Source organism: Gilliamella sp. LMG 34362 (genome assembly GCF_984569125.1).
Genome location: NZ_OZ474902.1, coordinates 568115 through 581610, shown reverse-complemented (window position 1 = coordinate 581610; position 13496 = coordinate 568115). Strand labels below are relative to the sequence as shown.

11 protein-coding genes are annotated in these 13496 nt (G+C 36.1%); all 11 read right to left on the bottom strand.

Annotated elements, in window-relative coordinates; translation table 11 throughout:
• Positions 1–71: 71 nt before the first annotated feature.
• The 11 genes from dnaE to AC5LWZ_RS02705 all read right to left on the bottom strand — a co-directional run bounded on the left by dnaE (position 72) and on the right by AC5LWZ_RS02705 (position 13495).
• The gene (gene dnaE / locus AC5LWZ_RS02755) at positions 72–3551 is read right to left on the bottom strand and encodes a DNA polymerase III subunit alpha (RefSeq protein ID WP_294892994.1); all 3480 of its coding nucleotides are present in this window, start codon (positions 3549–3551) and stop codon (positions 72–74) included.
• 167 nt (positions 3552–3718) lie between these two features.
• Positions 3719–4810 (bottom strand): glycerol dehydrogenase, encoded by a 1092-nt coding sequence (locus AC5LWZ_RS02750; protein WP_294892995.1) that lies wholly within the window; start codon positions 4808–4810, stop codon positions 3719–3721.
• A 237-nt stretch (positions 4811–5047) separates the two neighbouring features.
• Entirely contained in the window at positions 5048–6292 is a 1245-nt protein-coding gene (gene fabF / locus AC5LWZ_RS02745; RefSeq protein WP_065614599.1) for a beta-ketoacyl-ACP synthase II, read from the bottom strand.
• A gap of 158 nt (positions 6293–6450) precedes the next feature.
• Positions 6451–6684 (bottom strand): acyl carrier protein, encoded by a 234-nt coding sequence (acpP, locus tag AC5LWZ_RS02740; RefSeq protein WP_025316503.1) that lies wholly within the window; start codon positions 6682–6684, stop codon positions 6451–6453.
• 150 nt (positions 6685–6834) lie between these two features.
• Positions 6835–7569 carry a 3-oxoacyl-ACP reductase FabG gene (gene fabG, locus AC5LWZ_RS02735; RefSeq protein WP_110448548.1) on the bottom strand — a complete coding sequence of 245 codons (735 nt, stop codon included), beginning with the start codon at positions 7567–7569 and terminating at the stop codon, positions 6835–6837.
• Positions 7570–7587: 18 nt separating this feature from the next.
• Positions 7588–8523 carry an ACP S-malonyltransferase gene (gene fabD / locus AC5LWZ_RS02730; RefSeq protein WP_493463929.1) on the bottom strand — a complete coding sequence of 312 codons (936 nt, stop codon included), beginning with the start codon at positions 8521–8523 and terminating at the stop codon, positions 7588–7590.
• Positions 8524–8558: 35 nt separating this feature from the next.
• Positions 8559–9512, bottom strand: a complete 954-nt coding sequence (locus tag AC5LWZ_RS02725; RefSeq protein ID WP_110448550.1) for a beta-ketoacyl-ACP synthase III — start codon at positions 9510–9512, stop codon at positions 8559–8561.
• A gap of 4 nt (positions 9513–9516) precedes the next feature.
• The gene (gene plsX, locus AC5LWZ_RS02720; RefSeq protein ID WP_232350190.1) at positions 9517–10563 is read right to left on the bottom strand and encodes a phosphate acyltransferase PlsX; all 1047 of its coding nucleotides are present in this window, start codon (positions 10561–10563) and stop codon (positions 9517–9519) included.
• Positions 10564–10596: 33 nt separating this feature from the next.
• The gene (gene rpmF / locus AC5LWZ_RS02715; protein ID WP_025316508.1) at positions 10597–10764 is read right to left on the bottom strand and encodes a 50S ribosomal protein L32; all 168 of its coding nucleotides are present in this window, start codon (positions 10762–10764) and stop codon (positions 10597–10599) included.
• A 4-nt stretch (positions 10765–10768) separates the two neighbouring features.
• On the bottom strand, positions 10769–11278 hold the full coding sequence (gene yceD / locus AC5LWZ_RS02710; protein ID WP_086320900.1) for a 23S rRNA accumulation protein YceD: 510 nt from the start codon (positions 11276–11278) through the stop codon (positions 10769–10771).
• 297 nt (positions 11279–11575) lie between these two features.
• Positions 11576–13495 carry a BglG family transcription antiterminator gene (locus AC5LWZ_RS02705; protein WP_110448552.1) on the bottom strand — a complete coding sequence of 640 codons (1920 nt, stop codon included), beginning with the start codon at positions 13493–13495 and terminating at the stop codon, positions 11576–11578.
• Position 13496: the final 1 nt, after the last annotated feature.

The following is a 13496-nucleotide window of genomic DNA, read 5'->3' as shown; positions in this document are numbered from 1 at the left end:
TAATGTCTATTTAAATCTTTACATCTAAATAGCCCAGATTTTTTATTACTTATTCGATTAATATAACTTAATTAATCAAATTCAAAATTCACACGTTCATTACCTAGTAAGGTTTTTAGTTCTATTATTAATGCATCTTCAGGTACTATACGCCAAGTGGTACCAAATTGCAGACGTACGATGGAGTCTTCTCTTTGATAATATAAATTAACAGGCACACTACCGTGTCGATAAGGTTCAATAATTTGTTGAAGCCTTTGTAGGATTGTCCGATTAACCTCAATATCAGTTAATGTAACAGCTAACCCCTTAACATATTTAGCCCGAGCATCTTTTAAGTCAACAATGTCTCGCACAGATAATTTAAACCCACCATTGAAATCATCATGACTTACTTGACCAGAAACAATTAAAATTTTATCTTTTACAAGTAAATGCCCAAATTTATCTAATGCTTCAGAGAAAAGCATGCCATCAATTCGTCCTGACCTATCATCTAAAGTGAATAATCCAATTTTATTACCTTTTTTGGTAATCCGAACTCGGGCATCAACAACTATACCGGCAAAAGTAGCCATTTTTCCCCATCCAGTAGGTGCTGCCTCACTAATACGAACACCTCCAGAATATCGATTGAGTTCTTTTAAATATTGGGTAACCGGATGTCCGGTTAAATAAAGTCCTAATGCTTCACGTTCACCATCAAGTAAAACTTGTGCTGGTAATTCAGGTACAGCGGCATATGCGTGCTCAACTTGTTCTGGCTCTTCAGCAAGGACGCCAAACATATCTTCTTGACCAATATTCTGCGCTTTAGCGTATTGATCTGCCGCTTGCATAGCATCATTGATACTATGTAAAATAGCCGCTCTATGTGGTCCTAGTTTATCAAAAGCACCAGCCATAGTTAATTTTTCTAACACTCGACGATTAATTTTTTTCATATCCGTTCGAGCACAAAGCTCGAAGATATTTTTAAAATAACCACCGCTATTACGAGCTTCAACAATAGCTTCTATTGGGCCTTCCCCTACTCCCTTTATAGCACCAATACCGTAAACAATTTCACCTTTATCATTCACATGAAAATGGTAAAGACCACTATTAATATCAGGAGGATTAACTTGCAACCCCATTCGTAGACATTCGTCAACTAAACCAACAATTTTATCAGTATTGTCCATATCAGCAGTCATTACTGCAGCCATAAATTCAGCCGGATAATGTGTCTTTAACCATAAAGTCTGATAGGAAACAAGTGCATAAGCAGCAGAGTGAGATTTATTAAAGCCATAACCAGCAAATTTTTCAACCAGATCAAAAATATGCATTGAAAGTTCACCATCAACGCCTTGCTTTTCCGCACCTTCTTTAAAAACAGAACGCTGCTTAGCCATCTCTTCTGGTTTTTTCTTACCCATCGCTCGTCGTAACAAGTCTGCGCCACCTAGCGTATAACCAGATAGTGTTTGGGCAATTTGCATAACTTGTTCTTGATATAAAATTATGCCATAAGTTGGTTCTAATATTGGTTTAAGAGATTCATGTTGGTGATTGATATCTGGATAAGATACTTCTTCTCGTCCATGCTTACGGTCAATAAAATTATCCACCATCCCTGACTGTAACGGCCCAGGTCGAAATAAAGCAACTAAAGCGATCATATCTTCAAAACAGTCGGGCTTTAACCGCCTGATTAAATCTTTCATACCACGCGATTCCAATTGGAAGACCGCAGTTGTTTCAGCCTTTAATAATAATTGGAAAGATTCTTCATCATCTAATGGAATACGAGTAATATCAACTGTTGGCTTACCATCCCTTAACTGGCGCTCATTAATCATTTTAATCGCCCAGTCAATAATGGTTAAGGTGCGTAATCCTAAGAAGTCAAATTTAACCAGTCCTGCATATTCAACATCATTTTTATCAAATTGAGTTACAGGATGGAGCCCCTCGGGATCACAATAAATAGGAGAAAAATCAGTAATCTTAGTTGGTGATATTACGACACCTCCAGCATGTTTACCCGCATTTCGAGTAACACCTTCCAACTGTCTTGCGATATCAATAAGAGACTTAACTTCTTCATTATTATCATAAAGCTCTTGCAATTGTGGTTCAGCTTCAAATGCTTTAGCTAAGGTCATACCAGGATCAAGAGGAATTAATTTTGATATACGATCAACAAATCCATAAGGATGGCCAAGTACTCGCCCTACATCACGAATAACCGCTTTAGCAGCCATAGTACCAAAGGTAATAATTTGAGATACCGCATCTCGACCATACATATCAGCAACGTGATCAATAACCATATCACGCTTTTCCATACAAAAGTCGACATCAAAATCCGGCATGGAAACCCGTTCTGGATTCAAAAAACGTTCAAAAAGTAAATCAAATGCTAATGGATCTAAATCAGTTATTTTTAAAGCATACGCAACCAGTGATCCTGCCCCTGATCCACGCCCAGGGCCAACGGGAATATCGTTATCTTTTGACCATTGAATAAATTCCATCACGATCAAAAAGTAACCCGGAAACCCCATCTGATTTATTACGTTTAATTCTGTTTCTAATCGCTCATCATATTCTGGACGTTTTTGTTTTCGTTCTTCCGGATCAGGAAAAAGAAATTCTAATCTCTCCTCTAAACCTTCTCGAGATTTATGTACCAAAAAATCTTCCGTCGACATATCACCAGTAGGAAATTGCGGTAGGAAATATTCACCAAGCCTTATAGTCACATTGCATCGCTTAGCTATTTCTACGCTGTTTTCTAATGCCTCTGGAATATCTGAAAATAAATCGCACATCTCTTGTTCAGTACGCAAATACTGTTCAGCAGAATAATTTTTCGGTCTATTAGGATCTTCAAGTGTATTACCATCATGAATAGCAACTCGAATTTCATGAGCCTCAAAATCAGAAGGTTTCAAAAATCGCACATCATTAGTCGCCACAACAGGTAAGGAATATTGTTCAGCTAGCTGAATGGCGCTATGAATAAATAATTCTTCATTAAGGCGATTAGTACGAACTAATTCAAAATAAAAGTGTTGATTAAAATTTTCTCGATAAAAGTTAATTGCATCTTCAATAATTTCCTGATTATCGCGAATAATACCAATACCTATATCACTGTCACGACCAGCTAATATAATTAAACCATCGCGATGCGACCTTAACCATTCCTGATCAACAACCGGCATATCTCCAATATAGCCACGCTGGTAAGCTTTAGAGATTAATAATGTAAGATTTTGATAGCCTTCATTGTTTGCTGCTAACAATGTTAATCGATAAACATCATCACTTAATTGTGAATTTTTAACGGCTAAATCGGCACCAATAATCGGTTTGATGCCCTTACCCATTGCTGAACCATAAAACTTCACCAGTCCACACAGATTGGTAAAATCAGTAATGGCAAAAGCAGGCATTTGCAACTTGCTTACTTCATTAACTAAAGTACCTACTTTAGCTATGCCATCAATCATTGAAAAATCGCTATGTAAATGAAGATGAATAAACTTAGGTTCAGTCATATTTACCAAAAATAATTACCCAGAAAATTAGCCACAATTATAGCATAAACCATATGAATATTCTTATTGTCTTTATTTATCACTAAATATACCAACTAATCAATTACAAAAACGTCCGTTATAAAACAACGGACGTTAATCAAATTAGTGTAGATAAATGCGAAATGTTATTTGCGTCGTAAACCTTCAGCATTTGCAGCTTTTATTGCTGCAAATACTGTGTCGGGAGTGATTTCAGCAGGAGAATTATAAATTGACTCACCTTGCGCACAAGCTAAAATTGCCACTTGCATTAAGTCATCATCGCTAACATTAGCTAAGCCAATTTCTGCTAATGTGATTGGCAACCCAACGGACTGACAGAAATCATAAACGGTTTCAATCATTTGTGGATCACTATCAATTAACATTAACATAGCAAGTGTACCAAACGCCACTTTTTCACCATGCCAGTAATCATGTGTCTCTTCTAATGCAGTAAATCCATTATGAATGGCATGTGCAGCTGAAAGGCCACCACTTTCAAATCCTAATCCAGAAAGTAACGTATTAGCTTCGATCACATGTTCCAGTGCTGAGGTTACTACTTTTTGTTCACAAGCATTTTTAGCTTGTACACCATATTTTAACAATATTTCAAAACAAAATTTTGCTAGCGCAAATGCGGTCATTGGGCCAGGTCGCCCACTCATATTCCCTGCTTTTGATTGCCTACAATCTTCGGCTTCAAACCAAGTTGCTAAAGCATCGCCCATACCTGCAACTAAAAATCTTGCAGGCGCATTAGCGATAACTTTTGAATCAACTAAAACAACATCAGGATTTCTTGGTAGCACAAAATAGCGTTTAAATTCACCTGTTGAAGTGTAAATTACTGATAAAGCACTGCAAGGTGCATCTGTTGAGGCAAGCGTTGGCACAACAACACAAGGATAATGAATAGTTGCGGCTACAGCTTTCGCTGTATCAATAACCTTCCCTCCACCTATACCAACAATCACATCAATGTTTTGAGTTTTGGCTAACTCAATTATTCTTGTAATTTCTTCATCACTACATTCTCGGTTAAAAATATCAACGACACTTTCAATCTTATCTGATAGTGATTTTTCGATAGTTTTAGATAAATTTTTGTGGGCAGATGGACTTTCAAGCAATAACGCTTTTTTTCCAAGTCTCGCTAATTCTTCGCCTAAACTATTTTCAATTGCATTAAAGCCTTGAATGTATCGATTGGGGAAAAGTGCAGTAGTAATCATAATAACAGCTCCTAAAAATTAAAAAATCCTGCATAGATAAATCTTATTACCATTATTCAGCAAAATATTTTTTATCCATGTATTAAGTTAAAACATACGCTTTTATTAATATTAAGCTACTAAATATTTTTAAAAATGAGGTATATGCCACATTTTTTAATCTGTGAAGTGTATTATCAAAAAAAAGATAATAGAATAGGTGATTCCCATCACTTAATTGTGATGGGAAGAAAAAGATTAGATCTTCTTGAATAAAACTGAACCGTTAGTACCACCAAAACCAAATGAATTACAAAGCGCATATTCTAAGTTTTTCACTTGACGAGCTGTATGTGGAACATAATCCAGATCACAACCCTCATCAGGGTTATCAAGATTAATTGTTGGTGGAACAGCTTGATCACGTAATGCAAGCACCGTAAAGATAGATTCAACAGCACCAGCAGCACCTAATAAATGCCCAATCATTGATTTAGTTGAACTTACCATTACTTTATTAGCATTTTCTTGGAAAATACTTTTAACTGCTTGCGTTTCTGCTTTATCGCCAGCCGGAGTTGACGTACCATGCGCATTAATATATCCAACTTGTTCCGCCGTTATACCTGCATCACGAATAGCACATTTCATAGCTAATGCTGCACCACTACCATTTTCTGGAGGTGAAGTCATATGATAAGCATCGCCACTCATACCAAAACCAACGATCTCAGCATAAATTTTAGCGCCACGTTTTTTAGCATGTTCATATTCTTCTAAGAACATGATACCTGCACCATCACCAAGCACAAAACCATCACGATCTTTATCCCACGGGCGACTAGCAGCTTTAGGATTATCATTGTTTGTTGATAATGCACGAGCAGCACCAAAACCACCAATACCCAATGGTGTACTTGCTTTTTCACCACCACCGGCTAACATTGCATCGGCATCACCATAAGCAATCATACGTGCAGCATGACCAATATTATGCACACCCGATGAACAAGCAGTAGCAATAGTAATACTTGGCCCCTTTAATCCGTAGATAATTGATAAATGACCAGCAATCATATTAACTATTGTTGATGGCACAAAAAATGGGCTAATTTTACGCGGTCCACCATTGACTAATGCACTATGATTTTCTTCAATTAATCCTAGTCCACCAATACCTGAACCGATAGCACAACCGATGCGTTCTGCGTTTTCTTCAGTAACTTCAATGCCAGCATCTTGCATTGCTTGCATACCTGCAGCAATACCATATTGGATAAAATAATCCATTTTACGAGCATCTTTACGTGAAATATTATAATCTTCGCCATTAAAGTCTTTAACCATCGCTGCGAAGCGCGTTGCAAAAGGGGCTGTATCAAAGTGTTCTATAAGTTCTACGCCACTTTGACCTGCTAATAAAGCTTGCCAAGTAGACTCAACTGTATTACCTAATGGAGATATCATGCCCATTCCAGTAACAACAACTCTGCGTTTAGACACATTGTCCTCCAGAAAAGGATTGAAATGAAATTTGAATCATTGAAAATTTTATTATGAGTTTTCAGAATTAAATTATGTCAAATTCACTCTATAAAAATAGAGACATAAATAAAAACTAGGCGATCATTTGACCGCCTATTGTGAAAACTCTGCTAACCTTATTGATTTGCAGTAATATAATCAATTGCTGATTGTACAGTTGTAATTTTTTCAGCTTCTTCATCAGGAATTTCTGTATCAAATTCTTCTTCTAAAGCCATAACTAATTCAACTGTGTCAAGAGAGTCAGCGCCAAGATCTTCAACGAAAGAAGATTCATTCTTAACTTCGTCCTCTTTCACACCAAGTTGCTCAACAATAATTTTCTTAACTCGCTCTTCAATAGTGCTCATACTCTTTTTTTTCCTATAAATATCGCCGAAAGTGGCGGTGAATGTAAGTTTATAAAATGTTGAAAAAGATGCCAATCATTTTTCAACCCAATTGCTTATTTTTTGTTCAAAACTTCAAATTATTGGTTCATTTTACACTATTCTGATCAATTACACCATATACATGCCGCCATTGACATGTAAAGTTTCACCTGTAATGTAAGATGCTTCATCAGAAGCCAAAAATGCCACCGCATTAGCAATCTCAGCCGGTTCACCTAAACGTCCTGCTGGTACTTGCGCTAATGTTAACGCTTTTTGCTCATCCGTTAGTGCTTCTGTCATATCAGTTGCAATAAATCCTGGTGCAACAACATTAACTGTAATACCACGAGATGCAACTTCACGTGCCAAAGATTTACTAAATCCGATTAATCCGGCTTTTGCTGCAGAATAATTAGCCTGACCAGCGTTACCCATAGTACCTACAACTGAGCCTATAGTAATAATTCGACCATAACGTTTTTTCATCATAGTACGCATTAATGCTTTTGATAAACGAAAAACTGATGTTAAGTTAGTATTTAAAATATCTTGCCATTCGTCTTCTTTCATTCGCATTAATAGATTATCACGGGTAATACCTGCGTTATTAACTAAAATATCAATATCGCCAAACTCCGTTTTAATTGCATTAATAACTGATTCAATAGATGCTTCGTCAGTTACATTTAGTGCTAAACCTTTTCCGTTAGAGCCTAAATATTCACTTATGGCCTGTGCGCCTTTTTCTGTCGTTGCAGTACCAATCACTGTTGCACCACATGCAACTAATTTTTCTGCAATGGCCTTTCCAATTCCACGGCTTGCACCAGTTACTAAAGCAATTTTTCCTGATAGGTTCATAACTACCCCTTTTGTATTCTATTTAGTATTTTCAATTGCAACATCTAATGACGCTTTATCATTAACAGCACAAGCTGATAATGAATCAACAATTCGTTTAGTTAAGCCCGTTAAAACTTTACCTGGACCCATCTCAACTAACAGTGTTACACCTTGTTTTGCCATTTCTTCAACCGTTTCAGTCCAACGAACTGGGCTATATAACTGGGCTATTAATGCCGCTTTAATATTATCTGCCGATGATTCAACTTTAACATTAACGTTATTAATCACAGCAAATTGAGGTGGATTAAACGTCATGTTATTTAAAGTTGTCGCTAGTTTATCAGCGGCTGGTTTCATCAATGCACAATGAGAAGGAACACTTACCGCCAATGGTAACGCACGTTTAGCGCCGGCCTCTTTACAAAGCGCACCAGCACGTTCAACAGCTTCTTTATTACCAGCAATAACAACTTGGCCTGGTGAATTAAAATTAACTGGCGCAACAATTTGACCTTGAGCCGCTTGCTCACATGCTTTTTGAATTGAATCGTTATCTAAACCAATAATAGCAAACATTGCACCAGTACCACTTGGCACTGCCTCTTGCATTAATTTACCACGTAACTCGACTAATTTAATAGCATCTTTAAAATCAATCACACCAGCACATACTAATGCTGAATACTCACCCAAACTGTGACCAGCCATAAATTCTGGTTGAGGGCCATTAATACTTTGCCAAACTCGGTAAATCGCAACCGATGCAGCAAGTAATGCCGGTTGTGTTTGCCAAGTTTTATTTAATTCTTCAGCTGGACCAGCTTGAACTAAAGTCCATAAATCATAACCTAATACTTGTGATGCTTCATCGAAAGTTGATTTCACAACTGGATAATTTTCAGCAAGATCTTTTAACATACCAACAGCTTGTGAGCCTTGTCCTGGAAATACCATTGCAAATTTGGTCATTTTGAAATCCTTGATTACCTAAATAATTTATAAAATTAAAATCTAACGAGTGCTGAGCCCCAAACAAAGCCGCCACCGAAAGCTTCTAATAAAATTAGTTGCCCACGTTTAATACGTCCATCTCGTACACCTGTATCTAATGCACAAGGTACTGATGCAGCAGACGTATTTCCTTGTTTATCAAGTGTAACAATCACCTTACTCATATCCATATCAAGACGTTTAGCTGTAGCTGAAATAATCCGTAAATTAGCTTGATGTGGCACTAACCAATCTAAATCAGATTTATTGAATGTATTTTCGGTTAAAAGTTCATCAACTAGATTAGAAAGTTCTTTGACTGCAATTTTGAATACATCGTTGCCTTGCATTGTCATATAGAGAGGATCATTAAGTGAACGGCGATCAACATATGGGTATTTTAATAATTCACCATAACGGCCGTCGGCATGTAAATGAGAGGCAATAATACCTGGCTCTTCAGAAGCACCAACCACAACTGCTCCAGCACCATCACCAAAAATGATAATTGTACCTCTATCTGTTGGATCAACACCACGAGTTAACATATCAGAACCAACAACTAAGGCATATTTTATTACACCACTTTTTACATATTTATCAGCAATATCTAATGCATAAATAAATCCAGAACAAGCTGCCGACACATCGAAGGCAACCACATCACCGAGATCTAATTTAGCTTGTAATTCTGTAGCCGAGCTAGGAAAAGCGTTAGCAGACGTTGCTGTTGCAACAATAATCAAACCAATCTCTTGTTTATCAATATCCGCCATTTCAATAGCTTTAATCGCCGCTTCATAGGCCATACTAGTAACAGTTTCATCGGGTGCAGCTATCCTTCTTTCTTTAATACCCGTACGAGTAGTTATCCATTCGTCACTAGTATCCACCATTTTTTCAAGATCGGCATTAGTTCTTATTTGTTTTGGAAGATAACTTCCTGTTCCTAATATTTTTGTATACATCGAATTATTCGCTCTTGGGTAGTGCAGAAGAAAGGCTATTGGCAATCTTCTCTGGTATATTTGTTTCGATAGCTAAAATAGCTTGCTCTATTGCTGCAAAAAATGATTTTTGATTGGCACTACCGTGACTTTTAATCACAATACTTTGAAGACCAAGTAAACATGCGCCATTATATCGCCCAGGGTCTAAATAACCAAAATTTTTTACTAATTTTCTTTGCAGCCATTTACTCAAAAACTTCATAACTAATGAGTTGTGCCCTAAAAGCATTTTGAACGAAGATAGAAAAATTTTAATTAACCCTTCTACCGTTTTCAAAGTCACATTACCAACAAAGCCGTCACAAACTAATACATCTGTTTTACCAGTTAATAGCTCATTACCTTCTAAATAACCAATATAATTAATTTGATGATTAGCTTTCAAAATAGACGCAGCAGCACGAATTTTATCCAATCCTTTGATGTCTTCTTCACCAATATTAAGCAAAGCAACACGAGGATTTTCAATATGAAGAACCGATTTTGCTAGTATTTCACCCATTATAGCAAATTGAACCAGCATATCGCTATCACATTCAGCATTTGCTCCCAAATCAAGTACCACAGTATTTTGATTATTTAACGCCGGAATGGTGGCAACTAATGCTGGTCTATCAATACCGGTTAGAGAATGTAATAATAACTTAGACAACCCCATCAGCGCACCCGTATTACCAGCACTAACACAAGCTTGAGCTTTATTATTTTTTACTAACTCTAATGCAATTCTCATTGACGAACCTTGACTATGCCTAATCGCATAAGAAGGTTTCATATCATTAGTAATGATAGATGTTGATTCTGTCACCATCAAGCGACCAGTTTCTTGGTACTGGGTAACTAGCTTGGTATTTTCTTTAGATAAAAAAAATCTAACTTCCTTTATGTCACCAACAAGAAAGATAGAAAGATTTGGATAATGATGTAATGCTTGAATTGCAGCAGGAACAACAATACGAGGACCAAAGTCCCCGCTCATAGCATCTAACGCAATGGTTAGATTATCCAAAATGTCACCTGAAGATTTCTAATTACTAATTAATTATTTAGAAATCACTTTTCGGCCGCGATAATAACCATCAGCGGTTACGTGATGACGTAAATGAGTTTTACCTGATTCATCAACTGAGATATTAGCAACAGTTAATGCATCATGAGAACGACGCATACCACGTTTTGCACGAGTTTTACGATTCTGTTGAACAGCCATGGATTTACCCCTTATTCTTTAAACTAACTAAAATTGCAAATGGATTTGGTTTTTCATTCTCAGCAGGAATTTCACCAAACACCATATCTGCCTCTGACACTTCGCAGTGTTTACTATCATGCACCGGCGCAATTGGTAATGAGAGAATAATTTCGTCCTCAATTAACGCTAATATATCTACTTCACCAAACTCGTTAACTAAAACGGGTTCATAATGTTCCGGTAATGTCTCTGCTTGAGCATCGCTCTTAACAGGACTAAATTTATTCATCACATGAACTTCAGTGATAAAAGGTTTAAAACAACGCTGACAAATTTGTTCTAGCGTCATTTTTGCATCAATAGTGATAACGCAAAGTCTTTGCTCATCAAAATCAAAAGACAAATGACATTCGATATCACTTTTTGGACTTTCAATCCTTGTTGCACTTTTTGCTGGATAATATCCAACATAATCAAGTCTTTTTTGTGCTGCTTTGATTGGGTCAATTGTTAATGGTAATTTATTTTGCATAAGATATGCATGCCTACCTTAAAAATTATTAAGTGCAGCTAAAAACCACACAAAGCCATAAGGCGCGCATAATACCTTTAAATCACCATTTCGTCAATGGGCAAGCACATGATAATTTGTTTTAATTGTTGATTATTTCTTAAATATTTATAATTATAATTTTACTTATTTCTTAACAAAAAATTTTGAGGAACGGGGTTTTTTAGCGTTCACAATTGTTATTTATTTAATCACTAAATAACTTGTGTTACTCGCTTAGTTAAATCCCTTTTTTAATTGCAAATTAAATCGAGTTTATTACGATAAACGCCCAAAACTATCTTTTACAATAGCTTGAAAATCATCAAAATTACGACTATTTAACAACCGCTTAGTTGATCTCTCTTTAACAAAATTGACGACTAAGTTATAAATTCGCATCGCATCTTCGTATTCATCTTTGCTAATTGCTAATAAGAAAATAACATGCGCAATTTCATTTTTATTCCATTCAATACCTTGAGGAGCCAAAATAGTGGTAACTACTGTCTTTTTGGCCAACAACCCAACTGAATGAGGAATAGCAATATTTTCACCTATTAAAGTCGATACAATACTTTCTCGTTCTACTACCGATGGATAAAAGTCCTGTCCCACATATCCAAATTTTTCCAGCCGTTGACAAACTCTCTGGAATAGTTCGCTTTGTGTCATCGGTTTGTCAATAATTAGGAAAAATTTTTCATTAAAAAAACGCTCAATAATATATGGCATAGTGCGATCAACCATTGATAAACGCCCTAATTGTTCTAGTTGATAAGGCGTTGGAAATGGTGCTATTTTCACTATTTGCTTATCTTTTTCGTTTAAGCGAACCGTCGATACCACAAAATCTTCTTCAATATGCGTTAACTGTTCATATTCTCTATAAGAAATCGTTCGATTAATTAAAATATGAGGAAAATCGCGTTTAATTTTTGATTCAATCATACGCAAAGTAGCGTTACCCAATTCACTGACTAATAAAATTTGCACTAATCTTTTATATCCTGCACTATAATTGCGCTCTAATGCTACCCCTATATGAATTGCTAAATAGCTAATTTCGTCTTCAGTCATTTTCACATCAGTAAACTTAGGAATATTCGCTAATGCCGATAAAGTAATATCATAAGCAAAAGGATAATATTGTTTAATTTCATGTAATAACGGATTAGAAGTATGAATTTGATATTTTATACGAGATAGCAACGATGAAATATGAATTAACATATCTTGACGTAGCTTCATATCTTGTTTCAAATTATAGTGATAAGAATCATTGATATAAGATAAGATATGTTCAAATAACTCTAAACTTTTAGCTTGATTAGGTGATTCCATAATAGTGCGCGACATAATCTGCACACATAAATAGTTAAATTCAGCATCAGAAAGGGTACTACCTAAAAAATAGGAGAAGCCTTCAGAAACCTCACGTGCAGCGCCAATAACTGTCGAATCAATATTATCGACTTGATATTCGACTAATTCATACCCTTGCGTAATTCTGGTGATTGAAACGGCACAACAATAGAGCAAATACCCTTGCCCTTCCGAGGTTAATTTTAATTCAAAACGTTCAAACTGATTTTGTAGTACACTTTCCAGATAATCTAAATCAATATCAGATAATATCGTCTGAATTAACCGATTAACATTGATAGTGTCCCCTGTGATATGATGTTGCCATAAAATATCAGTTAAACATGCTCGAATAGCGGATTCCTCACCAACTAATCGCATACCTGAATAAGGACGATTATCCAGCGATAAATGGTATTTATCCAGATATTGCTTAACTTCAATAACATCATTTTGTAATGTATTACGGCTCAAAAACCATTCACCAGCAATATCATCCAATTTTACCGACTTTGATTGAGTTAAAAATGCAATTAATAAAGCGGAAACGCGCTCTTTATTAGTTCGAGGAACTCGTTCTATTTGCTGAACAATCGGAATGGTTGCATACAGATTAGGATCTGTTATGACAAGGTGATAACCAACGTTTTTAATATAATCAACTTGCGCACCATACTTATTTAATACATCGTTAAGCGCAACAATATCAGACCGAATTGTTCTGATTGATACTGTAAAACGATTTGCTAGCTCTTTTTGAGGTAGCAATTCGTTTTTTATCGTATCAAAAATATACGCTAATCGTTGATAAGGGAATAGCAATTTAGATGCCATT